The organism is uncultured Winogradskyella sp. (genome assembly GCF_947498005.1).
Classification (GTDB): Bacteria; Bacteroidota; Bacteroidia; order Flavobacteriales; family Flavobacteriaceae; genus Winogradskyella.
Genome location: NZ_CANMIW010000011.1, coordinates 41021 through 65096, shown reverse-complemented (window position 1 = coordinate 65096; position 24076 = coordinate 41021). Strand labels below are relative to the sequence as shown.

At 31.9% G+C, this 24076-nt stretch carries 26 protein-coding genes; 14 read left to right on the top strand and 12 right to left on the bottom strand.

Annotated features, from left to right (window positions below):
* Positions 1 to 114 precede the first annotated feature (114 nt).
* The 9 genes from Q0891_RS16220 to Q0891_RS16180 all read left to right on the top strand — a co-directional run bounded on the left by Q0891_RS16220 (position 115) and on the right by Q0891_RS16180 (position 8532).
* Complete coding sequence (locus Q0891_RS16220) at positions 115 to 2598, top strand: M14 metallopeptidase family protein (RefSeq protein WP_299103358.1); 2484 nt, start codon at positions 115 to 117, stop codon at positions 2596 to 2598.
* Between the two features lie 110 nt (positions 2599 to 2708).
* Positions 2709 to 3359 (top strand): peroxiredoxin-like family protein, encoded by a 651-nt coding sequence (locus tag Q0891_RS16215; protein ID WP_173281380.1) that lies wholly within the window; start codon positions 2709 to 2711, stop codon positions 3357 to 3359.
* Between the two features lie 198 nt (positions 3360 to 3557).
* Positions 3558 to 4127 (top strand): Crp/Fnr family transcriptional regulator, encoded by a 570-nt coding sequence (locus Q0891_RS16210; RefSeq protein WP_299103357.1) that lies wholly within the window; start codon positions 3558 to 3560, stop codon positions 4125 to 4127.
* A gap of 61 nt (positions 4128 to 4188) precedes the next feature.
* A complete protein-coding gene (locus Q0891_RS16205) occupies positions 4189 to 5202 on the top strand; it encodes an NAD-dependent epimerase/dehydratase family protein (protein ID WP_299103356.1) in 1014 nt (337 codons plus the stop codon).
* Between the two features lie 257 nt (positions 5203 to 5459).
* Positions 5460 to 5834 carry a VOC family protein gene (locus Q0891_RS16200; protein ID WP_299103355.1) on the top strand — a complete coding sequence of 125 codons (375 nt, stop codon included), beginning with the start codon at positions 5460 to 5462 and terminating at the stop codon, positions 5832 to 5834.
* Position 5835: 1 nt separating this feature from the next.
* Positions 5836 to 6036 carry a hypothetical protein gene (locus Q0891_RS16195; protein ID WP_299103354.1) on the top strand — a complete coding sequence of 67 codons (201 nt, stop codon included), beginning with the start codon at positions 5836 to 5838 and terminating at the stop codon, positions 6034 to 6036.
* A 297-nt stretch (positions 6037 to 6333) separates the two neighbouring features.
* Positions 6334 to 6876, top strand: a complete 543-nt coding sequence (locus Q0891_RS16190) for a DUF4287 domain-containing protein (protein WP_299103353.1) — start codon at positions 6334 to 6336, stop codon at positions 6874 to 6876.
* A 136-nt stretch (positions 6877 to 7012) separates the two neighbouring features.
* Entirely contained in the window at positions 7013 to 7825 is an 813-nt protein-coding gene (locus Q0891_RS16185) for a hypothetical protein (RefSeq protein ID WP_299103352.1), read from the top strand.
* A 131-nt stretch (positions 7826 to 7956) separates the two neighbouring features.
* A complete protein-coding gene (locus Q0891_RS16180; protein ID WP_299103351.1) occupies positions 7957 to 8532 on the top strand; it encodes an ASCH domain-containing protein in 576 nt (191 codons plus the stop codon).
* Positions 8533 to 8556: 24 nt separating this feature from the next.
* Here the strand turns inward: Q0891_RS16180 and rimO are convergent, their stop codons facing one another.
* Positions 8557 to 9861: a 30S ribosomal protein S12 methylthiotransferase RimO gene (gene rimO, locus Q0891_RS16175; RefSeq protein ID WP_299103350.1), complete on the bottom strand. Its 1305-nt coding sequence runs from the start codon at positions 9859 to 9861 to the stop codon at positions 8557 to 8559.
* Positions 9862 to 9986: 125 nt separating this feature from the next.
* Between rimO and Q0891_RS16170 the strand changes: the two genes are divergently transcribed.
* Together Q0891_RS16170 and Q0891_RS16165 are read left to right on the top strand one after the other, a co-directional pair.
* The gene (locus tag Q0891_RS16170; protein ID WP_299103349.1) at positions 9987 to 11066 is read left to right on the top strand and encodes a serine hydrolase; all 1080 of its coding nucleotides are present in this window, start codon (positions 9987 to 9989) and stop codon (positions 11064 to 11066) included.
* A gap of 201 nt (positions 11067 to 11267) precedes the next feature.
* Entirely contained in the window at positions 11268 to 13394 is a 2127-nt protein-coding gene (locus tag Q0891_RS16165; RefSeq protein WP_299103347.1) for a T9SS type B sorting domain-containing protein, read from the top strand.
* A 243-nt stretch (positions 13395 to 13637) separates the two neighbouring features.
* Here Q0891_RS16165 and ftsY read toward each other — a convergent pair whose 3' ends face one another.
* The 9 genes from ftsY to Q0891_RS16120 form a co-directional block, all read right to left on the bottom strand.
* On the bottom strand, positions 13638 to 14612 hold the full coding sequence (gene ftsY, locus Q0891_RS16160; RefSeq protein WP_299103345.1) for a signal recognition particle-docking protein FtsY: 975 nt from the start codon (positions 14610 to 14612) through the stop codon (positions 13638 to 13640).
* Positions 14613 to 14809: 197 nt separating this feature from the next.
* Complete coding sequence (locus Q0891_RS16155; protein WP_008271041.1) at positions 14810 to 14962, bottom strand: DUF4295 domain-containing protein; 153 nt, start codon at positions 14960 to 14962, stop codon at positions 14810 to 14812.
* 8 nt (positions 14963 to 14970) lie between these two features.
* Complete coding sequence (rpmG, locus tag Q0891_RS16150) at positions 14971 to 15153, bottom strand: 50S ribosomal protein L33 (RefSeq protein WP_215924165.1); 183 nt, start codon at positions 15151 to 15153, stop codon at positions 14971 to 14973.
* A 27-nt stretch (positions 15154 to 15180) separates the two neighbouring features.
* On the bottom strand, positions 15181 to 15417 hold the full coding sequence (rpmB, locus tag Q0891_RS16145) for a 50S ribosomal protein L28 (protein ID WP_173281392.1): 237 nt from the start codon (positions 15415 to 15417) through the stop codon (positions 15181 to 15183).
* A 168-nt stretch (positions 15418 to 15585) separates the two neighbouring features.
* A complete protein-coding gene (locus Q0891_RS16140) occupies positions 15586 to 16833 on the bottom strand; it encodes a competence/damage-inducible protein A (protein ID WP_299103343.1) in 1248 nt (415 codons plus the stop codon).
* A complete protein-coding gene (locus tag Q0891_RS16135) occupies positions 16834 to 17175 on the bottom strand; it encodes an Hpt domain-containing protein (RefSeq protein ID WP_299103341.1) in 342 nt (113 codons plus the stop codon). It abuts the gene before it with no gap.
* A complete protein-coding gene (locus tag Q0891_RS16130) occupies positions 17176 to 17787 on the bottom strand; it encodes a fumarylacetoacetate hydrolase family protein (protein ID WP_299103339.1) in 612 nt (203 codons plus the stop codon). It abuts the gene before it with no gap.
* Positions 17788 to 17877: 90 nt separating this feature from the next.
* A complete protein-coding gene (locus Q0891_RS16125) occupies positions 17878 to 18780 on the bottom strand; it encodes a carboxypeptidase-like regulatory domain-containing protein (RefSeq protein ID WP_299103337.1) in 903 nt (300 codons plus the stop codon).
* Positions 18781 to 18816: 36 nt separating this feature from the next.
* Positions 18817 to 19593: a 3'-5' exonuclease gene (locus Q0891_RS16120; RefSeq protein ID WP_299103335.1), complete on the bottom strand. Its 777-nt coding sequence runs from the start codon at positions 19591 to 19593 to the stop codon at positions 18817 to 18819.
* A gap of 201 nt (positions 19594 to 19794) precedes the next feature.
* Here Q0891_RS16120 and Q0891_RS16115 point away from each other — a divergent pair, with 201 nt between their 5' ends.
* The 3 genes from Q0891_RS16115 to Q0891_RS16105 all read left to right on the top strand — a co-directional run bounded on the left by Q0891_RS16115 (position 19795) and on the right by Q0891_RS16105 (position 21592).
* Positions 19795 to 20394: a hypothetical protein gene (locus tag Q0891_RS16115; protein WP_299103333.1), complete on the top strand. Its 600-nt coding sequence runs from the start codon at positions 19795 to 19797 to the stop codon at positions 20392 to 20394.
* A 176-nt stretch (positions 20395 to 20570) separates the two neighbouring features.
* The gene (locus Q0891_RS16110; RefSeq protein WP_299103331.1) at positions 20571 to 21029 is read left to right on the top strand and encodes a hypothetical protein; all 459 of its coding nucleotides are present in this window, start codon (positions 20571 to 20573) and stop codon (positions 21027 to 21029) included.
* A gap of 11 nt (positions 21030 to 21040) precedes the next feature.
* Entirely contained in the window at positions 21041 to 21592 is a 552-nt protein-coding gene (locus tag Q0891_RS16105; RefSeq protein WP_299103329.1) for a hypothetical protein, read from the top strand.
* Between the two features lie 138 nt (positions 21593 to 21730).
* Here the strand turns inward: Q0891_RS16105 and Q0891_RS16100 are convergent, their stop codons facing one another.
* Both Q0891_RS16100 and Q0891_RS16095 read right to left on the bottom strand, forming a co-directional pair.
* The gene (locus Q0891_RS16100) at positions 21731 to 22417 is read right to left on the bottom strand and encodes a hypothetical protein (protein WP_299103327.1); all 687 of its coding nucleotides are present in this window, start codon (positions 22415 to 22417) and stop codon (positions 21731 to 21733) included.
* A gap of 204 nt (positions 22418 to 22621) precedes the next feature.
* Complete coding sequence (locus tag Q0891_RS16095; RefSeq protein WP_299103325.1) at positions 22622 to 24043, bottom strand: dihydrolipoamide acetyltransferase family protein; 1422 nt, start codon at positions 24041 to 24043, stop codon at positions 22622 to 22624.
* Positions 24044 to 24076 lie beyond the last annotated feature (33 nt).

Sequence of the window (24076 nt, the reverse complement as noted above, 5' to 3'; positions counted from 1 at the left end):
TTAATCTTAATTTCGGCATAAATATAAGGCTCTTCAATTTTTTATCTGCTAATTTTTAGTTAATTCAGTTGCACTAACTATCTTTACTAGCTTACAACCATAATTTTAAATTAAATGCAAAAATTAGTCTTCGTTTTATTGGTCGTTTTAGGCAGTCTTTCCTTAACGTCAGCACAAACCATTCCCTCTCCTAATGACGTTTTAGGTTACGATATTGGCACACAATTTAGTAGAAATCATCAGGTTATTGATTATTTTAAATCTGTTGAAACTGCTGTACCTAATCAAGTAAAATTGGTGAACTACGGAAAAACCAATGAACGTAGAAACATGTATTTAGCTTTTGTTACAAGCGAAGCTAACATGGAAAATCTAGAAACGATTAGAGAAAACAATTTAAAAAACGCAGGTTTATTAGATGGTGAACCAACTAATACAGATACTGCAATTGTTTGGTTGAGTTATAATGTGCATGGTAACGAAGCATCTAGCTCTGAAGCTGCAATGCTTACTCTTTATAAATTGCTAACAGAAGAACAAGATTTATTAAAAAATACGGTTGTAATTATTGACCCAAGTGTCAATCCGGATGGTAGAGACCGCTACATTAATTGGTATAATGAAACCAAGAGCGAACCTTACGATGTGGACAAACAAGCCAGTGAACACAACGAACCTTGGCCAGGCGGACGACCAAATCATTATCTTTTTGATTTAAATAGAGACTGGGTTTGGGCCACACAAGTTGAGACCCAACAACGTTTAGAGGTTTACAATACTTGGATGCCGCATGTGCATGTAGATTTTCATGAGCAAGGTATTAACGAACCGTATTATTTTGCGCCAGCTGCAGAACCGTTTCATGAAGTCATTTCAGATTGGCAACGCGATTTCCAAACGCAAATTGGTCAAAATCATGCCAAATATTTTGATGCAGAAGGTTGGTTGTTTTTTACACGAGAACGTTTTGATTTATTGTACCCAAGTTATGGTGATACCTATCCAACGTTTATGGGTGCCATGGGAATGACTTACGAACAAGGTGGCCATGGTATGGCAGGTTTGGGCATTTTAAACGATGAAGGCCATGTGTTAACTTTGGTAGAACGATTAACGCATCATACCACTACAGGAATTTCTACTGTAGAAATGGCTTCAAAAAACGCAAAACAACTGAATACAGAGTTTGGTAAATTCTTCAATAATGCCAATCTAAAATATAAAAGCTACGTCTTAAAAGGGAATGAAGACAAAATTAATAGCTTAAAAACACTATTAAACAAACATCAAATTACATTTGAAAACGCTACAAGTACTAAAGTTTCTGGTTACCATTATGCTACAGGCAAGCAAGGTAGTTTTAATGCAGACAGTAATGCTTTGGTAGTACATTCTAACCAACCAAAAGGAAAAATGGTTAAGGTTTTGTTTGAACCCAACACATTGCTTTCCGACTCATTAACATATGATATTACAGCTTGGTCATTGCCTTACGCTTATGGATTAGATGCTATTGCTACAACGTCTAAAGTAAGCAGTAATACAATGGCGAGTAAAAAATCTCTCCAGGTTTTAAATGATGCTTACGGTTATGTAAGTAAATGGAATTCTATGGAAGATGCTCAGTTTTTAGCCGCTTTATTGAAACATAATTTCAAGGTGCGTTTTACTGAAAAAGCATTTTCTTCTAATGATAAAACCTTTGGACGTGGTTCTTTAATTATTACTAAAGGCGACAACAAGCATATTGAAAAAATGGTATCAAAATTGAATACCATTGCACAAGAACATGCCCAACCATTAACAGAAATTACTTCTGGATTTTCTCACAAAACACCAGATATTGGCTCGCCAGATATTAAGTTAGTCAATAAGCAAAAAATTGCTATACTTTCTGGTGATGGTACGTCCTCTTTAAGTTATGGTGAGATATGGCATTTCTTTGAGCAACAATTACACTACCCAGTAACTTCTATCAATACCGATGATTTAGGCAAAACCAACCTGAATAAATACAACGTTTTAGTTATACCAAATGGTTATTACGGTAAAGTTTTGACTGGTGATAACATGACGAAACTAAAAAAATGGGTAAGTTCTGGTGGAAAAGTAATCGCTATTGATGGTGCACTAGCCAGTTTTGCTGGTAAGGATGGATTTAGTTTAAGTTATAAAGATTCAGACGATGATGAAGACGAGGACGACAACTTAACACCTTACGCCAATCGCGAACGCGAATACAGTAACCACTTAATTACAGGTGCCATTTTTAATACTAAAGTAGATGCTACGCATCCTATGGCTTTCGGTTATGATGACAACTATTTCACATTAAAATTAGGTAGTTCTGCATACAATTTATTAGACAGTGGCTATAATGTGGCTTACTTAAATGACACCAAAGTCTTTTCTGGATTTGCAGGTCAAAATGCTGTAAAAAACTTAGACCAAACTTTGGTTTTTGGTGAGGAAACTATGGGAAGCGGTAGTTTTATTTACATGGTAGATAATCCTCTTTTTAGAAGCTTTTGGGAAAACGGTAAATTGTTTTTTGTGAATTCTTTATTCTTTGTAAATAATAATGCTTACGAGCTGTAATCTTTAATTAAAAAGTTAATTAAAATTAAAGAACATGGCTAGTTTATGGATTATGGCTAAATTTATTTTTAGTTCATAATTTAAGAATAACGACACATTAAAAACATAAAATGAAAACACTAAAAGAACAAACCGACGCTAAAATTGCAGCAGGACGAAACGCAAAACCTGAATTTATGCAAGGCGTTGATGATGTTATAGCTAAAGCCAAAGCTTTTGAAGACGGAAAAGATGCTCTAAAAGTTGGCGATAAAGCTATAGAATTTGAATTACCAAACCCAAAAGGACAACCGATTTCATTATCTGGCTTACTAGACAAAGGACCTGTTGTAGTTACTTTTTATCGTGGTAGTTGGTGTCCTTATTGCAACTTACAATTAAGAGCATTACAAGCTAAACTTAGTGAAATACAAGCTTTAGGTGCAACTCTAGTTGCTATTAGCCCAGAAGTACCAGATGATTCTTTAACTGAAAATGAAATTAGTAAAATGGAATTTACAGTGCTGTCGGACCAAGATGCTAAAGTTGCCAAACAATATGGTGTAGCTTGGGAAGTCCCTGAGTTTTTAATGGAACATATGCGTGTAGATCGTGGACTAGATTTAAAAGCCATTAATAATGGTAACGCTAATGTTTTACCTATTCCTGCAACCTTTATTTTAGATAGAAATGGCATTGTAAAATGGAATTACGTCAATGTAGATTACAGAACGCGCTCTGAACCTGATGAAATTGTTAAAGTGCTAAAAAGTATGAGTTAAGCGATAGTAAAAAGCTTATTGCTATAATTATAAATAGTGTTTAAGTTTATTAACAATTGAAGATTAAAAAAATATAGACAATTAATAGTCAGTCACTTGACTTTATATCTCAAAAAAGCTACCTTCGTTTAACGTTGGACATAAAACATTAAAACGCTTTAATATTAGCGGGACATTATATACCATTACGACACAACAATGGAGAATCTAATTAATTACATACAATCAAAAATTGATTTAACTCAAAACGAAATTGATTTTATCAAAAAGTATTTTGTTTCTGAACAAATTTCAGCTCATACTAATCTTTTAGAAGCAGGAAAAGTTGAGCGATATATTTATTTTTTAGATACTGGAATTGTAAAAGGATATCAAAATATTGACGGAAAGATTGTTGTACAACATCTTGTAGCTGAGCAAGATTTTTTCACATCCTTAGATAGCTTTATGACAGAAACCCCATCCGTTGATTATTATGAAACTATCACGGATTGTAATCTAATAAAAATATCAAAACTTGATTTTGACATTTTACAAAAGGAAACAAAATTTTGGGCAATATTTGTCAAAGAAGTAACAAATGAACATTTAAGTTGCAAATTAGACCGCGTTAAAGATTTTCAAATTTTAACTGCAAAAGAACGTTATATTAAATTTGTGAAACAGTATCCAAAATTAGCTTTAAATGTATCTATTGACAATATTGCTTCTTTTTTAGGAATGGAACCTCAATCTTTAAGCCGTATCAGAAAACAAATCGCTTTCTAACAAATGTTATTTCTAACCGCTTAAAAGGTGTCGAAATTTGCTCAAACAAAATTTAAAAATTATGAGCAACGAAATTTCATTAATAACTGGCGGAAATGGACATTTAGGAAACAACCTAATTAGGCTTTTACTTTCGGATAACCAAAAAGTAAGAACAACTGTAAGAAATATTAATAATACTGAACCCTTTAAAGGGTTAGACTGTGAAGTTGTTCAAGCTGATATTACCGACAGAGAATCCCTAAAAAAAGCATTTCAAGGAGTTACAAACTTATATGCAGTGGCTGCAAATTTCAGTATGTGGGCTAAAAACCCTAAAACTGAAATTTATGATAATAATATGCAAGGAACTCAAAATTTGTTTGACATTGCTAAAGAATGTGGCGTCAAAAATATCGTTTATGTAAGTTCTGTAGCCAGTTTAGATTTTACAAAATTACCTGCAAATGTTGATAATGGATATAACAAAGACAGACGAAACTGGTATTATAATTCTAAAAATGATTCCGATAAACTCGCATTAGAATTAGGAAAAAAGTATGGTATCAGAACTGTTCTTGTTTTACCTTCTGCTATGATTGGGTCTAAAGCTTATAAGTTAAGTTATTCTAACAAGCTTGTATTACAAGTTTTAAATGGAGAAATACCTGTAGACACAAACGTAACTTTAAATTGGGTAGATGTAAAAGATGTAGCTTATGGTATGTATAATGCAATGAAAAAAGGCAGAAATCAAGAAAGATATATTTTATCTAATGAGCACCATACAACATTACAAGAAACAGTAAAAATAGCATCAGAATTATATCCGCAACTAAAATTAAAAACACCTAAAAAAGTACCAAAATGTTTATTATATTCTGTAGCTAGTTTAATGGAATTCAGAAGTAAATTAACAGGCAAAGAGCCTTTATTACAGAGACATTACTTGGATATGTTTTATGGCTTAAAACAAGATTATGATATTAGTAAATCAAGAAAAGAATTAGATTTTAACCCTAAACCTTCAAGTAAAGCTTTAGAAGATGCTTTAAAATATTTGAAGACCGATTGGAAGAAAGAAAACGGTATATAACACCTTGTATAATTCACTGCTAGTTATAGCCTATTTACGAAAGTCCTCGCGGACTTTCTATATGTGATTTATTTGCTAAATTTAGTGGTTAAACACGCAACGAAATCATACACAAAACCGTGTATCGACTGTTCAAAATCCCATTAAATTTAAAGCTCTGAGAGCACCAAATTATTATATTTATTTAAAAAACACACCTACTAAAAGTCATAATTAAAACTTTCATTACCTTTAAGTACTAACTTAAACTCAAAATTATGAAACTAGGCGCATTTTCAGTAAGTCTTGCTGTAAACGACATAAAGGCATCAAAAGCATTTTACGAAACTTTAGGATTCTCCGTTTTTGGTGGTGAATTAGAAAAAAATTACCTCATCATGAAAAATGGCGAATCATTGATTGGTTTGTTTCAAGGTATGTTTGAAAACAATATTCTTACCTTTAATCCTGGTTGGGACCAAAACGCCAATACTTTAGAAAATTTTGATGATGTTAGAGCTATTCAAACACATTTAAAATCTAACGCTGTAACATTTGCTAGTGAAATAGAAGAAACGGCAACTTCTGGTCCAGCAAGTTTTGTGGTTTTAGATCCAGATGGTAATGCTATTTTAATAGACCAGCACGTGTAACATGAGTTGGGAAGACACCTTAAAAGTATTTGATGATATTACGCAAGCTTGTAACGGATTTGAGCGCAAAGGCAAAAAGATGATTTACACCTCCTCTAATGGTTATATGTTTACGCTATTAAATAAAGCAGGCGAAATTGGCATAAGATTGCCAAAAGAAACTGCTAATAAATTTAAAGCGAAATATGACGCTGACGACTAATATTCGCATGGTGCAAAAATGAGAGATTATGTATTAGTACCAAAATCGCTTTACAATGAAAAAGACTTATTAGTTGGTTATTTTGAGGATAGTTTTAATTACGTTAATAGCTTACCTTCAAAATAATTAAAAAAGAAAATACCAGATTACAAAACTGACAAACGCATAACAAGATAATAAAATAATTTGCATTCTATTGTGTCTAACCGCTCTGTTCATAATACTAAGATTTGTGTTCAATTATACGACACATATTTGCCACAAAAGTCACGTAAACCCTTTTAAAAACTATATCTCATGGAAAAAGCATTACAAACAATGATTAACAATATGCCTGAGAAAACAGGTAAATCATTAGACCAATGGACATCTATTTTAAAAGAAAAAGCATTTGTAAAACATTCTGAAGGTGTTAATTTTTTAAAGAAAGAACATGGTGTAACGCATGGTTTTGCCAACACCATTGTGACACTTTCTAAGGAAGAAAATAATTCTGAAGACGATTTAGTTACTAATCAATATGAAGGGAAAGAATTATTATTTCCTATTTATGAAAAGCTACATAACAAAATCGAAGCTTTTGGGAAAGATGTCACAATAACACCAAAGAAAACTAGTGTAAGTTTCATTAGAAAACGACAATTTGTTCTCATTAAACCAGCTACTAAAAAACGCATTGATTTAGGCTTAAAACTTCCAGAAAAACCAACAACTGATAGATTAGGTAATTCTGGTCCATTTGGTACAATGTGCACGCATCGTGTACAAATTACATCGGTTAATGATCTAGACGATGAATTAATTGCTTGGATGAAAGAGGCCTATGAAAAAGCAAATTAAAAAAACAGTTTTATGAGATTAAGCAATGTAAATTATGCATTCACAAAGATTTTACACTTTTTTGACATTTTATGTTACACTAGCATAGACATTCAGTAATACATTTGAGCATATTCATCTCAAAAAGCAAAACATTATGAAACAACGTATTATTATTTTAGGAACTGCATTGGCCTTATTAAGTATTCTATTTTTTGGTTTAACTAATATGGAATCTTCTGACGCCAAAGATTTAAGTAAAAAAAGGAACAATAGCATTGCAATAGATAGTGCCATTAACTATGGTCCATTTTTAAAAGAACTACCAGATTTGCATTATAGTGTTGACGCACGCTTTGAAGCTGTACAAAAAGCTGATATACAAGCAGCAACCAGCATTTACGATTTTCTTAATGAAGATGAAAAACACCAAATTGAGGAAATAAAATCCGTAAAACTTATTGTAATTAAGGATAACCAACAGTCTGAATTACAAGAATATGGCACCACTGCTCAACTTACCAAAGCCCAATTAAAACTATTAAGATCCTTAGATTATTTTAATCACTTTACAATTAGAACCGAATTTAAAGGCAAAAACAAAGAGACTGGTGTTATTGAAGATAAGTTTTTTGGTCCACACATTACTATTGTTCCAGACCAACAAGCTGCATATGTTGATGGTAAAGAAGCATTAATCACGTATCTAAAAGAAAACAGTTTAGAAGCGTTGAATGTTATAACTGATGACAGACTCAATGCCATAAAATACTCTTTTATCATTTCTAAAGAAGGTAAAGTTAAAGACGTTAAGCATGATGCCATGAAAACGGGATATCCTTCTATTGATAATAAATTTAAAGACCTTCTACAAAAGATACCTGGAGAATGGTTACCTGCAAGAAAAAGCAATGGCGAAAAAATGGAGCAAGAATTTGTCTTTACATTTGGCTCTAATGATGGCTGTTAATGAGATATATAAATTTACTAAGGAAAAAGACTTCTCATTTAATGTGTAGTCTTTTTTTTTTTAGCAAAAACTAAAATTCAGTTAACGTTCTTTATATTGCATAAAGGAGTTTACAATTTTACTGACTAGTTATGATGAAACAAACTTTAATCATTTTCTTTTTAATTCTAATCAGCTGTAAGAATGAAGAAAAAACACAAAATGACGAGCAAACAGAGGCTAATAAGACTTCTGAAATAGTAATAGACCAATCGGTAACAACAATGTGGAACAGCTACATTGCTCAAAATCCAGAATTTAAGAATACAGAATTACCTGAATTTGATTTTTTCCACAACAACAAAGAAGATGCAAAACGATTAGCAGAATTAACTGCAAATAAAAAAAAGCAAGCCTCTTCTGGCCTACTTAGTCTCTATAAACAATATAACTTGGATCTACCCAAAGTTGGATCTAAACAAATTATAACTGATTTTGATGGTAAAGCATATGCAATCATAGAGAACAAAAGTATAGACACCATTCCGTTCAATCAAATATCTAAGGAATATGCGCAATTAGACATGGGAACAGACTCTGAGCCCTTAAAAAAATGGAAAAAAGCACATTGGGATTTCTTTAAAAATTTCTTAGCAGAAATTGAAAAAGAACCAACTGAAGATATGAAAATAGTTTGTGTAAGATTTGAAACTGTTTGGCCTAAATAAATCTAGGCTCATAATGCAATAAGATTATTTTACCACCTCACCATACAGATCAAAATCTTCTGCTTCAATTACCTTTACAGTGGTATACTCTCCCGTTTTTAGATACGTTTTAGATGCATCAATAAGCACTTCGTTATCAACATCAGGAGAATCATACTCTGTTCTACCAACAAAATAATTTCCTTCTTTTCTATCAATAACAACTTTGAATTCTTGTCCTATTTTAGCTTGATTCAGTTCCCATGAAATTTGAGATTGAATTTCCATAATTTCATTTACACGTTGCATTTTTACGTCCTCTGGCACATCGTCTTCTAAATTATAAGCGTGTGTATTTTCTTCATGAGAATATGTAAAACAGCCTAAACGCTCAAAACGCATTTCTGAAACCCATTGTTTAAGTTCTTCAAAATGTGCTTCAGTTTCTCCAGGATAACCAACAATTAATGTGGTTCTAATCGTCATTTCTGGCACAATAGTTCTAAACTCCTTTATTAACTTAGTCGTCTTTTCTTTGGTAGTACCACGACGCATTGATTTTAATAAATCATCAGAAATATGTTGTAATGGTATATCTAAATAATTACAAATCTTTGGTTCACGATTCATAATATCTAAAACATCCATAGGGAAACCTGTTGGAAAAGCATAATGCAAACGAATCCATTCAATCCCTTCTACCTTAACTAAGTTTTCTAATAATTCTGCTAGATTTCGTTTTTTATAGATATCTAATCCGTAATAGGTTAAATCTTGAGCTATCAATATCAATTCTTTAACTCCTGTAGCTGCTAATTTTTCAGCTTCTGTAACTAAATTTTCAATAGGTGTACTTCTATGCTTTCCTCTCATAATAGGAATAGCACAGAAACTACAAGGTCTATCACAACCTTCTGCTATTTTAAGATACGCATAGTTCTTTGGTGTTGTTGTTAATCGTTCACCAATTAATTCGTGTTTATAATCTGCACCTAAGGCTTTTAATAAGCCTGGCAATTCAGTTGTACCAAAATACTGATCTACATTCGGGATTTCTTTCTGTAAGTCTGGCTTATAACGCTCACTTAAACAACCTGTAACAAAAACCTTATCTACATCGCCTTCCTCCTTTTTCTTCATGTACTCCAAAATGGTATTTACACTTTCTTCTTTGGCGTTATTTATAAAACCACAGGTGTTTATAACTACAACATTTCCTTCCTCTTCATGTACAACGTCTTTACCACTTGCTTTTAGCTGTCCCATTAAAACTTCACTATCGTAAACATTTTTACTACAGCCTAATGTAATAACGTTGATTCTATTCTTTTTTGTAGTCTTGGTTCTCATGCTTTTTATAAATCAGTTGGCAAAGATAAGGAATGATTTACGATTTACGATTGTAGTTTTACATTTGAAACGTGCTGGTTATTAAACCTTTTGCATATTTTAGAGTCTTAAATAAAAACTTAACCATGAAATCTCATCTATTTACCACAATTTTGCTCCTATTTTTAGTGTTTTTGTCCTGTTCAAATGATGATAACAGTTCTGATGACGTAGATCCACAACAAGAAGAAATTTATTTTCCACCAATTAATTCAGATACTTGGGAAACTAAATCTATATCAGAGTTAAACTGGAATGAAGATCAACTTCAACCACTTTTAGATTATTTAGAAGAAAAAGACACCAAAAGTTTTATAATCCTCCATAACGGAAAAATTGTAGTGGAAGAATACATGAATGGTCATGATAGCAACTCAACTTGGTATTGGGCAAGTGCCGGAAAAACGCTTACAACCACAGTATCAGGTATTGCCGAGCAAGAAGGCTATATAGATATCAATAACAAAGTTTCTGATTATTTAGGAACAGGATGGACAAGTACCTCTGCTACCAAAGAAGATTTAATTACCTGTAAACATCTCTTAACAATGACCTCAGGACTTGATGATACTAGTGGCGATGATGTTTCATCAACTAATTTGCAATATGTTGCTGATGCTGGTACGCGTTGGGCATATCATAACGTTTATGTAAAAATGCAAGATGTTGTAGCCGAAGCAACTAATCAAACTTGGAGTAATTACTTTACAGATAAATTAAAAGACCCTATTGGCATGAATGGTAGTTGGATAGATCTTGGCGATTTAAGTGTTTATTGGAGTAATACCAGAAGTATGGCTAGATTTGGTTTGTTATCTTATGCTAATGGTAAATGGGAAGACACACAAATAATAAATGAAAACTACTTAAGCGAAGCTACAAATACATCTCAAACTGTAAATTTAGCTTATGGCTATATGTGGTGGTTAAACGGAAAATCTACTTATCATTTACCACAAAGTCAATTTGAATTTCAAGGCGAGCTAATACCAGACGCTCCTAGTGATATGTATTCTGCATTAGGGAAAAACGATCAAAAAATATATGTTGTTCCCAGTAAAGAAATTGTGGTTATTAGAATGGGACAATCTGCGGAAGATGAAAATTTTGCCTTATCTAGTTTTGATAATGATTTATGGTTAAAAATTAATGCTTTGATTGATTAGCCAAAAATGACCCTTCCTAAAAAATAATTACATTTTTCAGATCTTAAAAAAATTTAAGCACAAGTTATATTTAAAAACAGCATCTAAAGACTTATAGCTAAACCTAAATGAAATAGCTTTATATAGTCATTTTTAAATATTTCTAATTTGAATATAAAAAATCAGTTTCTAATTGTTTTTCTTTTTTTAACGTCACTAAAATTGAATGCTCAATTATGCGAAGGTAATTTAGGTGATCCCTTAGTAGAAATAGATTTTGGGTTTGGCTCAGAACGCGGAGATGCTTTAGGTAATAATATCACGGCATTTACTTATAGTAGTGCTGGTGAATTAGATGAGGGTGAATATACTATAGCCAATACCACAAGTGGATTAAAAGGAAATGCTTGGCACGTTACTAGCGATCACACAGGCGACACCAATGGTTACATGATGGTAATAAACAGTGCTGTTTTAGCAAATGAAGGCGTTTTTTACACCAAAACGGTTACAGGATTATGCTCAAACACAACCTACGAGTTTTCTGCTTGGCTTATTAACATTATGAACCCTTCTGTTGGTACGGACGAATATCATCCCGATGTTACCTTTAGGGTTAGTGATACGTCTGGAAACATATTAGGTTCATATAACACTGGTGACATTGCACAGACCTCTTCTGGAAATTGGTTACAATACGGTTTTTTCTTTACCCTCGAAAACGATACAGAAGTTGTCATTACAATATTAAACTCTGCACCAAGTGCACATCCTGGCAATGACCTTGCTCTTGATGATATTGCCTTTAGACCATGTGGTCCTACAATTACAAACTCAATAAATAATGAATTAGGAAATGCTATTACTTTATGTGAAGGCAGTTCAGCTCAATATACATTTCAAGCTGATGTTTTATCTGGTTATACAAACCCTCAATACCAATGGCAATTTTCAGATGATTTAGGTATAACATGGGCAGATATTGACAATGAAACAACAACTAATTTTGAATTTTCAGAAACTGATACTCCTGGAAGTTTTCAATATAGAATTACCGTAGCCAACGGAATTAATATTGAATCTTCGGCATGTAGAATTGCTTCGGAAATATTTGATATAACCATTTTAGAAAAACCGCAAGCTTTAACTGGAGAATATGAACAAGTATTTTGTATAACTCAACAAGCAACTATAGCAGATCTTGAAGTAAATTCAAATGCGGTTTGGTATGATGCTGAAATTAATGGTAATGTCATTTCTAACGAGACTCATCTTATTGATGGTAATCTTTATTATGGCGCTCAAATTACAAACGATGGTTGTGAAAGTGATGAGAGAATTGCTGTAGAAGTAAGTATTATAATGCCAATATTAGTTGTAAATGATCTATCGATTATTTTATGTGACACAAATAATGATGACCTAGAAAATACCGATTTAACCTTTTATGAATCTGAAATTGCTACATGTACAGAATGTACTTTTCATTATTTCGAAAATTTATCTGACGCTGAAAATTATAATGAAGACGGTTTATTTGATCCTTCAAATTATGTGACATATGCAGAATCGAACATTGTATTTGCAAGAATAGATTCTTCAGATAATTGTTATCAAATTGCTGAAATTACAATTGATCTAGAACCGACACCAATTATACCAATTTCAGATTTTGTTGGTATTTGTGAGGATGAAAACCATATAACTATTGATGCTGGATCTGGTTTTTACAGTTATTTATGGTCTACAGGAGCAACTACAAGCTCTATAGAAATTACTAACCAAATGATTGGAAATTATTCAGTTACGGTTACCGAAAATCATTTGTCTTACCTATGCGAATCTACAAAGACCTTTGAAGTTGTCCAGTCAAATACTGCTATAATTTCGGATATAGATGTTGAGGATTGGACAGATGATAACAATTCCATTACCGTTTTCCTATCTGAATTAAGCTTAGGCGATTACGAATATTCTCTTGATGGCTTTTATTACCAAGATAGTAATAGCTTTAACAATTTAGCTTCTGGTGAATACACAGTTTATGTAAGAGATAAAAATGAATGTGGTATTACAGAACAAGTTGTTTACCTATTAAATTTCCCAAAGTTTTTTACACCAAATGGTGATGGCATTAATGACACTTGGTATATTAAAAATGCTACTACTGAACCGTCAATTCTAGTTAAGATATTTAATAGATACGGGAAACTAATAAAAGTTTTAGATGCTAATTCGGTTTGGGATGGTACATATGATGGTCACAAATTACCAACGTCAGACTACTGGTTTGTTGTCACAAGAGCAAATAGGTTAACCTATAGAGGTCATTTTACTTTAAAAAGATAGAATAGATTTAGTTATCATAAGGACTTAAGACAACAATGAAGTTATAAATATGTCCTTGGAAAACACATCCAAGATCTATAAATCTTTGAAATATAAATTTGCGGAAGTATTTTCAAAAAAACAATAGTTTATCAACCTGAATTAGTTTCAGATTCTATTTTGAAAGGATAATCATCAGATCATTAAGATTCTGAAATAAATTCAGAATGACAGATTTTGTGGCTTTTAAATCTACCTTATTTGTTACTTGAAGAAAGAATCTACAAATTCATATTTATTAAAGACTTGTAGATCTTCAATGCCTTCACCAACGCCAATATATTTAACCGGAATTTGAAACTGATCACTTATACCTATAACAACACCACCTTTGGCAGTACCATCTAATTTAGTTACAGCTAAAGAGGTTACTTCTGTAGCTGCTGTAAATTGTTTGGCTTGCTCAAACGCGTTTTGTCCGGTAGAACCATCTAAAACTAAAAGTACATCATGAGGTGCATCACCAACAACTTTTTGCATAACGCGCTTAACTTTTGTTAGCTCGTTCATTAAGTTTATTTTATTATGCAGTCTTCCTGCTGTATCGATAATAATAACGTCTGCATCTTGGTTAACACCAGATTGCAAGGCATCAAAAGCTACAGATGCTGGGTCAGAACCCATTTCTTGTCTTATCATTGGTACATCTACTCTATCTGCCCAAACTTGTAATTGATCTATTGCTGCAGCTCTAAACGTATCTGCAGCACCAAGAACAACTTTTAATCCTTTCTTTTTAAACTGATAGGCTAGTTTACCAATTGTTGTAGTCTTACCAACACCATTTACACCAACTACCATTAATACGTATGGCGTTTTAGAGCCATCAGCTTGTTTTGGTAAATCTGGAATAGTGTATTCTGTTTCTTCACCAGATTTGGTTTCAGAAAGTAATGCTGCTATTTCTTCTCTTAGAATTTTATTTAATTCTGAAGTTCCTAAATATTTATCTTTTGCAACACGTTCTTCGATTCTTGTAATTACTTTTAATGTGGTATTGACACCAACATCACTAGTAACAAGGATTTCTTCAAGATTATCTAAAACATCATCATCTACTTTAGATTTTCCGGCTACGGCTTTATTTAATTTATTAAAAAAAGAAGATTTAGATTTCTCTAACCCTTTGTCCAAGGTTTCTTTCTTTTCTGAAGAGAATATTTTTTTAAAAAAACTCATTTATTTAGTTTAAAAGTTAAAAGTTTAAATGTTTTTAAACTTCTATATGACTTAGTTAGTTAATCATATTGTTAAAACCAAAAGCAACAACCTTGCCCTTAATGAATTACTGCTAAGATGTCATATTTTTCAAATATAGCCATAAAAAAACTGCTTTCAAATGAAAGCAGTTTAGTTAATCTATATAAAAATAAAGATTATTTTTTATTTAAAAAGTCATTGACAAACTCTGGTGCCATTACTGATTCTACAAACATGTAAGCTCCAGTTTTTGGTGATTTTACCATTTTAATCGCTTTTGTCAAACGCTTTGATCCTGTCTGTAAAGACGCTACTGATTTCTTTGCCATGTCTTAAATTATTTAATTTCTTTATGAACTGTCATACGCTTAAGGATAGGATTAAATTTCTTAATCTCCATACGATCTGGCGTATTCTTCTTATTCTTTGTTGTAATATATCTAGATGTTCCTGGTTTTCCAGACGTCTTGTGCTCTGTGCACTCTAAGATAACTTGTATTCTATTTCCTCTTTTTGCCATTGTAAATTGACTTAAGCGTAAACGCTATTATTTGTAAAATCCTTTTGCTCTAGCTTCTTTTAACATTGCTTCGATACCAATTTTATTGATAGTCTTTAATGCTGATGTAGAAACTTTTAATGTTACCCACTTATCTTCTGAAGGAATGTAAAAACGCTTTTTCATTAAATTTGCATCAAATCTACGTCTCGTTTTATTCATAGCGTGAGAAACATTGTTTCCAACCATCGCTTTTTTCCCAGTAAGTTCACAAACTCTTGACATTGTTTTCTTTCTTTAGGTATTAATGTAATTCTGTTAACTCTTAATTATCTTGCTGTTTTCTACAGTATTGCCTGTAAACACTACTATTAAGAATCTAAAATCCGAACATGGATATTTTAAACAGGGTGCAAATTTAATAAAACTTTACGTTTCAACAAACATAAAACTCTACTTTTTCAAAAAAAGTTTCTGAAGCATTTCAAAAGCTTTATTTGTAGCTCTCCCAATTACTTTCTCTCTCAAGTTTCCGAAGTTATAAACTTCTGAATATACACCATCTTTTGTTGCAATGGCAATCCACACTGTACCAACTTCGGCCTCTGAATCTCCTTTAGATGGACCTGCGTTACCAGTAGTACTTATACCATAATCACTATTAAACAAAATTCTAACATTTTCTGCCATAGCTTCCGCTACTTCCTTACTTACTACGGAGTGTTTCTCTATAATAGCTTCAGAAACATTTAGAATTTTTACTTTAGAAGCTGTAGCATAAGTTACCACACTACCATTAAAATATGCTGATGCACCTGCATTTGCTGTAAACGACTGAGCAATTCTTCCACCTGTACAACTTTCTGCTACTGCCAGTGTTTTATTTGCTTTAGTGAATTGTTCTCCTATTAAAGCTTCAATAGATTGGTCTTCTTCAAATCCTACAAAAATATCTTCAATTTGAGGTAGTAATAAATTGACTTGATTCTGTATTTCTTTTTCAAGTGCTTTTTTGTCATCATATTTTCCCGACAATCTTAACCTTACACGACCTAAACTAGGCAAGTATGCTAACTTAATATAGCTTGGCAAATTATCTTCCCAATCTGAAATCTCTTCCGCTAAAGCACTTTCTCCTTTACCATAGGTTAATATTGTTTTGTGCAATATATATGGAAACTTAAATTGTGCTCTTAGTTTAGGAAGCACTTGTTCTGTTATAAGCGCTTTCATTTCATAAGGCACACCTGGAAGTGAAACAAATACTTTTCCATTTTTCTCTAACCACATTCCTGGTGCAGTACCATTATGATTCATCAACACTGTAGATCTCGATGGCACTAAAGCCTGCTGCTTATTTACTTCTAAAAGTGGTGCTGAACTATATTTTAGAAATATTTGTTTTACATGCTCTAATACATCTTCGTTTTCTACTAATGTATCATTAAAGTATTCGCAAATTGTATGCTTAGTAATATCATCTTTAGTTGGTCCTAAGCCACCTGTAATGATTATGATATCTGCATTTTCTTCAGCTTCTTTAAGTGCCTTAAGAATATGAGATTTTTCATCTTGAATAGATGTAATTTGATAAATAGAAATACCGACTCTATTTAATTCCGCACCTAAGAATGCGGAATTTGTGTCTACAACTTGGCCAATAAGAATTTCGTCGCCAATGGTTATAATCTCTGCTTGCATTTACAATCCGAAATCGGCTTTAATTTCAGTAACTGCATTATCTACAGCTGTTAATACTGTAATAAGTTGCTCATCTACGTTCTTATCTGTTTGTTCAAACTTTCCCCAATCTTGCACTTCAATTAAAGTGTCTAAAACACCCAATTCAAATAAATCTATGGTTGGTTTCATTTTATGAGCGGCTTGGTAAACTTCTTTATAATCTTTAGCAGGCACTGCTGTTCTTAAACGTTCAGCGTCTTCTGGTACTTCTTCTAAAAATGCGGCTGCTATAGCTGCAACGAAATCTTCATCGTTATCAGCCATTTCTCTTACTCTATCTAATTTATAATGTTGTGCCATTTATTTAATTTTTATTGAAAACATTTCCTCGTCCTCAAGGTATCCTATTAGTCGATCTTCTGCAAAAACCTTTCCAACTCCTGCAGGTGTTCCGGTAAATATAATATCTCCAATTTTTAAAGTAAAATATTTTGATACATATTCTATAATTTCGTCTATTTTCCAAAGCATTAATTCTGTGTTTCCGCTTTGAACTACCTCATCATTCTTTTTTAAACTAAAATTAACGTTATCGATATGTTGAAATTTCGATTTTGATAACCATTTACCCACTACTGCTGCTCCATCAAAAGCTTTGGCCTTTTCCCATGGCAATCCTTTAGCTTTTAGTTTTGCTTGAAGATCTCTAGCTGTAAAGTCTATACCAAGCCCAATTTGATCATAATATTTATGTGCAAATTTCTTATCTATATACTTACCTACTTTATTGATTTTCACTAAAACTTCCACTTCATGATGAACCTCATCTGAAAAATCTGGAATAAAAAACGGTTGTTTCTTCAATAAAATAGAAGTGTCTGGCTTTAAAAAGATCACAGGATCTGTTGGCTTTTCGTTTTCTAGTTCTTTTATGTGGTCTGTGTAATTACGACCTATACAGATTAGTTTCATATCTATTTCCTGCGAAGGCAGGAACCTTATTTAATTGAACTTTATACTTTCCGTGGATTCCGAATCAAGTGCGGAATGATAAACAGCTTTTTAATTAGACAAAGTTAATGATATTGCTGGAATAATTTTTTTATCACTTTTATATTTATTCGCTGCATAAAAGCGCCATTTACCAGCGTTATAAATAGATAACTTAAATTCACCTTCTTCTGCACAAATACCAGAAACAGTCGGTGCATACTTTATACCTTTTCGTTTATTTTTATTTTTTGGACCATCGACATAAGTTACTTTTACCTCATTGTAAGGTATATATAACCATTCAAAAGCAACATAAAAACCATTTTTAGGAAATATGACATTATAATCTGAAATATTAATATCTACAGTTTTTTGTTTCTTTTTTAAACTTACAACAACACTCTCCTTTAGTAAATCTTTATCTGGAAGGCTATCCTTACCCATAGAAAATACACGCAATCTAAATTTCGCTTTTTTATTTCTAAAATTTCCGAAATGAAATCTAATAGACTTTAAATAATCTGTTGTATCATATGCTTCATCATATGGAAAATACAATGCTAATATCCAAGGATTTTCAGCATGCGAACTATAACCTTGACACAGGTCTTCTTCTCTGATTTCATTAATTATCTTAGTCTTTTCCTCAAACTTTTTAGAGATTACAACCTCATCTAATTTTTCCACTAAGGAATTCAAAAAAACTTCTCCAGTCTTTAAAAATAGAGAAATAGGCATTACACTACTTTCGTAGCCTAATGAAGACAATTTTACAGTTTTCTCTAAATCTTTATCTCTTATTGTTAGCGAATAGCTACCATCCTCATTACTAGATGTGCCTATTTGAGAATCTAGAATAGAAATATTTACATAAGGAATAGGTTCGTTAGAAACTTTATCTAAAACGAAACCTTTAGCTATTTGCTCTTGAGAAAAAGTTATAATGGGAATTAATAAAAACAAAAGCTTCATACTATAAATAATAAGATTGCTACTATCGCAGACATTTTAGCCCAATTTATTATTAAACTGGCGTAATTTAATAGCCGTTAGAACCTTTTTAGTATATAATGGAAAGTCCGCATTTAGTAACCAGCCAAAATAACCTGGTTCTTTTTCCATAACATCAACCACGCGCTTTCCTTTGTGTTTACCAAACGAGAAACATTCTTCGCCTTCTTTATTAAAAATTAAAAAACCAGCAAAATCAGCGAATTTTTTACGCGAGCTAAATTCTGCCAAAAATTTAGTGTCGTTCTTTAGATCCTCATAGCGATCTAATTGGGCTTTCAGAACTTCATAAGTCGCTTTAGTATCTGCTTCTGCACTATGCGCATCATCTAAGTCTTTATTGCAATAGAATTTATAAGCTGCGACCAATGTGCGCTGTTCCATTTTATGAAATATGGTTTGCACATCTACGGAATGTGTATTTTTCATATCAAAATCTACTTCTGCACGCAACATTTCTTCCGCTAAAAGAGGAATATCGAAACGGTTAGAATTAAATCCTCCTAAATCCGAATCTTTTATTAAATTATAAATTTCTTTTGATAGTGCTTTAAATGTAGGCTTATCTGCCACATCTGCATCAGAAATCCCATGAATAGCCGTTACCTCTGCAGGTATTGGCATTTCAGGATTTACAACCCAAGTTTTAGCTTCTTCTTTTCCGTTAGGATGTACTTTTAATATTGAAATTTCTACAATTCGATCTTTAGATATATTGATTCCTGTAGTTTCTAAATCGAAAAAACAGATTGGTTTTGTTAAATTGAGTTGCATTGTTTTTGTTTTGATAATCAAAGATAATTAGAATATGTAGAATAGCCTTAGTAAGAAAGAAAAAGCTGACTTGGCTTCGTAAAATTAAAAAGCTAACTTCGTTTAACGCTTGATAAAAAACATTGAAACGTTTTTTTTATCAGTGAATTGTAGGTAATTTGAGAACCGAATGCTCTATACAATAACTTAACTAAGAAGAATATGTTTAAAAAAATAATTTTATTTATAATCGCGATTGGTTTTTTCAATTCTTGTAATAATGATGACGACAATGATTCGGAACAAAATCAATTATGTGACTCGTCAAACACTACTTTTAATCAACTCTATACTGATTTATTAATGGATGTAAATAATCAAGAAGAAATAACACTTGATGTAATTAATCATGCTTATACATTTGAAGTCTTATCAAATGAATCTATTTGCAAAATCGGATATAGTAGCCAACCTTCTTTTGAAACTTATCCATATTTGATAGAAATCTATGACAACACGAACGACATGCTATTATATTCTGAAAATCATACTTTTTCATCCTCTATAACAGAGTATGTAGCTATTAATCCTGTAAATTTAGTTTCAGGAAACTCATATACAATCAAAAGAGTTCAAAATAATTCGACTAATGATATTACAATTTTTATTGGACGAATAGTAAAAAACGTTAATAATGATGACTTGAATTTTCCAATTAGCAATAATAATTTAATAATTACCAGCGCAACTTTCGGAAGTCAATCATCTCAGCAATTATTCTATTTTGGAATACCTTATATTGATTTAGTATTTGAAGAGTAAACTACCTACAACACCGTGTATATCATTGCTAGTTATAGCCTACTTACGAAAGTCCTCGCAGGCTTTCTATCTGTGATTTATTTGCTAACCTTAGTGCTTAAAACACGCAACTAAATCATACACAAACACGTTGTGCATAATTTAAGAAAACATCGATAAGTCGATAATCTATGGGAATGAGAACCACATTATATGGTTATATTGAAGAAATGGATTTTTGGAAAAGTCCAATAAAAAACAAAGTTAAAAGCCATAATCATAAAGTAATTGGAAATCTAAAAAACAATGATGAATGGCCACCACTTTCAAAAGAAATGTTTGCTATTACCAGCAATCATAATAATGAAATTTATCGACCGAATTTAGAATATTCTGGCCGAATCATTCACTTTGGTTCAAATCTAAAATCAGTAGAATATGAATTAAAAGAATGGCTTATTAAATACGAAAAATTATTATCTGAATTAATATGGCTTGAATCAAAAGTCCATTTTCAAACTGAATATTCAGAATTACAAACTTTGACTTGGAGAGTTGACCTCAATACTTATGATATAATTCATGACCAAAGTTTTCCAATTCCTATTAACAAAAGTCATTGGAATTTTGAATCAACTTGGGATTTCAAAATATGAATAACTAAAAAATGGAGTTATATAAAAGTATAATTGAAATGGTTGATGCGAACCTGATTTATTGTCTGATTCCAATAATTATGACTTTAACACTTGTCGAACTCTTTTTCAAAAACCGATTTGAAACAAAAAAAACGCTTAATTTAATTCGTTGGACAATAATTATTTATACAATAGTCACCTTTACGTTCTATCTAATAGGAATGGCTATGAATCCTGATGAATACGCTTTTATTAATCGAGCAACTGGACCTTATGCTTTGGCATATTGGATAATGTTTTTATCCGCTTTAATTTTGCCTCTGACTTTACTTATTAAAAAATTAGCATCAAAATTTTGGTATGTACTTTTAGTCGCATTTGGAATGAAAAGTGGAATGTATTTAGAGCGTTTTGTGATAATTGTGACAAGTTTTCATAGAGATTATTTGCCAGAAAATGAAAATTTTGAATTAATAGATTTATTCTCATTTAGAATTGGAATGATAATTCTACAAGGAGTAATAATGACTATTCTGACTTTGGTAATATTGGAAATAAAAAAAATTGTGCACAACACCTAATACGGTATACAAATTATCAGCGTAAAATCAATTTTAACCTTTAGCCATAATTCAGGACAAGACACATCAATAGAATCACAAAAAAAGCACAGTTTTATTTACTGTGCTTTTATATTTATAATGTTAGAATTTTTAAAATTAAGATTTATCTTCTATTTCAATTTCTAAATTATATAAAGGTTTCGTATTAAAGAATTTTGATTTTCTTGACTTATAATATTTTTTATTTCTAAGCTGTCTTCTCATAAACATTGGTTTATTATAAACTTCATAAACAATTAACTTATTGTATTTTCCATCTTCCGTTTTCAATTCTAATTTAACTTTAGAAATCATTTCTTGTATCTCATCCACGTATTTTAAGCCCATTGTTTTTTGCGATGAAAATTGTGAATTACTTTCATACACCACCCAATACATTTTGTCTTCTTCAAATACTTCTTTTTCTGAACTCTTTTCTTTCAACTCAGCTTTTATATTTAAACTTGTGTAAATACCTGTTGTTTTCTCTATGTACATAACAATCCAATTTCTACCAATTCTTGCTTGTATTACATAGTTACCTATTGCTAATTTCTTAAGATTAATTCTTCCTTTGGTGCTATCAATAATAATACTCTCCAAATAGTCTTCATTTAATATATCTACTTGCTTTATCTTTTTTCTTTCACTTTCTAAAATTAAACTATCACCACTTACATTTAATTTTTGTATTAGTTTATGCTTACGAGCAATATAGCTTTCATTTTTCTGAAAATTAATCTCTTGCCCATACGTAAATATCGTAACCAACATAAATATTAATAAATAGTAACCTTTTTTCATAAATCAATTTTAAATTCAATCAAATTTAGACGAATAAAATATTAGATGTCGACTCTATACATACAATGTTTAGCTGTAATACAAATTTTGTATTTTTTATCAGTGAACTCCTAAATAAAATAATATAAGAATCATAAAAAAAAGCACAGTTTTAAAACTGTGCTTTTTTCTTTTATATTATAAAATTAGTCTGTTCTCTAAAATTTAGATTTCACGATTAACATCCCAACCTTCCAAATAATCTTTCACAGCTTTTACAAATTGCCCTCCAAGTGCACCATTAACAACTCTATGGTCGTAAGAATGCGATAAGTACATTTTATAACGAATACCAATATAATCGCCTTGTGGTCCTTCAATAACGGCTGGTGTTTTTCTAATGGCACCTAAAGCTAAAATACCAACTTGTGGTTGATTAATAATTGGTGTTCCCATTATACTACCAAATGTACCAACGTTGGTTACAGTATATGTTCCGCCTTGTATATCATCTGGATCTAATTTACCTAAACGGGCTCTGTTAGCTAAATCATTAACGCGTTTTGCCATTCCGAATAGATTTAACTGATCCGCATTTTTAATAACAGGTACAATTAAATTACCATCTGGTAAAGCAGCTGCCATACCAACATTAATGGCTTTCTTTTTAATGATTTTATCACCTTGTACAGAAATATTCATCATCGGAAATTCTTTTAAAGCTTTGGTTACAGCTTCCATAAAGATTGGCGTAAAGGTTAAGTTTTCACCTTCGCGCTTCATAAAGTCGTCCTTAATTTTCTTTCTCCAGTTCCAAATATCAGTAACATCGGCTTCAATAAACGATTGCACGTGCGCAGAAGTTTGCACAGAATCTACCATATATTTAGAAATGAGTTTCCCCATTCTGGTCATTTCAATTATCTCATCACCATTTGATACTTCAATTGGTTTCTCTACTGGTTTGCTGGCAGGCTTTTCTGTTTTAGCTTTGTCTTCAGCTTGTTTAGAGCTGCTTTTTGGCGTATCTACTTGATTATTTACAGCCTGTTCCTTCTTTGTTTCATTAGACTCAACCTTTGGTAGAGCAACTGCCTCTGGAGTCTGTGGCTTACTTGATGCTGAATTTCGAGATTCTAAATACGCTTTGATATCATTTTTTGTAACACGATTATCTTTTCCTGATCCTGCTATAGAATCTAATTCGGCCTGAGAAATGCCTTCTTGTTTTGCTATATTTTTTACTAATGGAGAATAAAAACGATCTTCTGTAGAAACTACTGGGTCTACAGATGCTTTTGCAGCTACAACAGTTTGCGATACGTCTGCAACTGCCTTAGGAGCTTCTGGTTCTACAACAGGCTCTGGTTCTGCAGCTGGTGCTTTCACTTCTATAGATTCACCACCTTCTGTTTCAATTATCGCAATAGTTTGACCCACTTGCACTACATCATCAACATTGAATAGTTTTTCTACTAAAACACCATCCACTTCACTAGGAACTTCACTGTCTACTTTATCCGTAGCTATTTCTAAAACAGCTTCATCTGCTTCAATTGCATCTCCAACATCTTTAAGCCATGAGGTTATAGTTGCTTCTGCAACACTCTCTCCCATTTTAGGTAACTTAAGTTCAAACTTTGACATATATTTAATTTGAAGGTCTTTATTTTATAATCG

What these genes read in the sequence shown, in the direction of transcription:
- Q0891_RS16220 (WP_299103358.1), top strand. Translation starts at nt 115, where the DNA reads ATGCAAAAATTAGTCTTCGTTTTATTGGTCGTTTTAGGCAGTCTTTCC.
- Q0891_RS16215 (WP_173281380.1), top strand. Translation starts at nt 2,709, where the DNA reads ATGAAAACACTAAAAGAACAAACCGACGCTAAAATTGCAGCAGGACGA.
- Q0891_RS16210 (WP_299103357.1), top strand. Translation starts at nt 3,558, where the DNA reads ATGGAGAATCTAATTAATTACATACAATCAAAAATTGATTTAACTCAA.
- Q0891_RS16205 (WP_299103356.1), top strand. Translation starts at nt 4,189, where the DNA reads ATGAGCAACGAAATTTCATTAATAACTGGCGGAAATGGACATTTAGGA.
- Q0891_RS16200 (WP_299103355.1), top strand. Translation starts at nt 5,460, where the DNA reads ATGAAACTAGGCGCATTTTCAGTAAGTCTTGCTGTAAACGACATAAAG.
- Q0891_RS16195 (WP_299103354.1), top strand. Translation starts at nt 5,836, where the DNA reads ATGAGTTGGGAAGACACCTTAAAAGTATTTGATGATATTACGCAAGCT.
- Q0891_RS16190 (WP_299103353.1), top strand. Translation starts at nt 6,334, where the DNA reads ATGGAAAAAGCATTACAAACAATGATTAACAATATGCCTGAGAAAACA.
- Q0891_RS16185 (WP_299103352.1), top strand. Translation starts at nt 7,013, where the DNA reads ATGAAACAACGTATTATTATTTTAGGAACTGCATTGGCCTTATTAAGT.
- Q0891_RS16180 (WP_299103351.1), top strand. Translation starts at nt 7,957, where the DNA reads ATGATGAAACAAACTTTAATCATTTTCTTTTTAATTCTAATCAGCTGT.
- rimO (WP_299103350.1), bottom strand. Translation starts at nt 9,861, where the DNA reads ATGAGAACCAAGACTACAAAAAAGAATAGAATCAACGTTATTACATTA.
- Q0891_RS16170 (WP_299103349.1), top strand. Translation starts at nt 9,987, where the DNA reads ATGAAATCTCATCTATTTACCACAATTTTGCTCCTATTTTTAGTGTTT.
- ftsY (WP_299103345.1), bottom strand. Translation starts at nt 14,612, where the DNA reads ATGAGTTTTTTTAAAAAAATATTCTCTTCAGAAAAGAAAGAAACCTTG.
- Q0891_RS16155 (WP_008271041.1), bottom strand. Translation starts at nt 14,962, where the DNA reads ATGGCAAAGAAATCAGTAGCGTCTTTACAGACAGGATCAAAGCGTTTG.
- rpmG (WP_215924165.1), bottom strand. Translation starts at nt 15,153, where the DNA reads ATGGCAAAAAGAGGAAATAGAATACAAGTTATCTTAGAGTGCACAGAG.
- rpmB (WP_173281392.1), bottom strand. Translation starts at nt 15,417, where the DNA reads ATGTCAAGAGTTTGTGAACTTACTGGGAAAAAAGCGATGGTTGGAAAC.
- Q0891_RS16140 (WP_299103343.1), bottom strand. Translation starts at nt 16,833, where the DNA reads ATGCAAGCAGAGATTATAACCATTGGCGACGAAATTCTTATTGGCCAA.
- Q0891_RS16135 (WP_299103341.1), bottom strand. Translation starts at nt 17,175, where the DNA reads ATGGCACAACATTATAAATTAGATAGAGTAAGAGAAATGGCTGATAAC.
- Q0891_RS16130 (WP_299103339.1), bottom strand. Translation starts at nt 17,787, where the DNA reads ATGAAACTAATCTGTATAGGTCGTAATTACACAGACCACATAAAAGAA.
- Q0891_RS16125 (WP_299103337.1), bottom strand. Translation starts at nt 18,780, where the DNA reads ATGAAGCTTTTGTTTTTATTAATTCCCATTATAACTTTTTCTCAAGAG.
- Q0891_RS16120 (WP_299103335.1), bottom strand. Translation starts at nt 19,593, where the DNA reads ATGCAACTCAATTTAACAAAACCAATCTGTTTTTTCGATTTAGAAACT.
- Q0891_RS16115 (WP_299103333.1), top strand. Translation starts at nt 19,795, where the DNA reads ATGTTTAAAAAAATAATTTTATTTATAATCGCGATTGGTTTTTTCAAT.
- Q0891_RS16110 (WP_299103331.1), top strand. Translation starts at nt 20,571, where the DNA reads ATGAGAACCACATTATATGGTTATATTGAAGAAATGGATTTTTGGAAA.
- Q0891_RS16105 (WP_299103329.1), top strand. Translation starts at nt 21,041, where the DNA reads ATGGAGTTATATAAAAGTATAATTGAAATGGTTGATGCGAACCTGATT.
- Q0891_RS16100 (WP_299103327.1), bottom strand. Translation starts at nt 22,417, where the DNA reads ATGAAAAAAGGTTACTATTTATTAATATTTATGTTGGTTACGATATTT.
- Q0891_RS16095 (WP_299103325.1), bottom strand. Translation starts at nt 24,043, where the DNA reads ATGTCAAAGTTTGAACTTAAGTTACCTAAAATGGGAGAGAGTGTTGCA.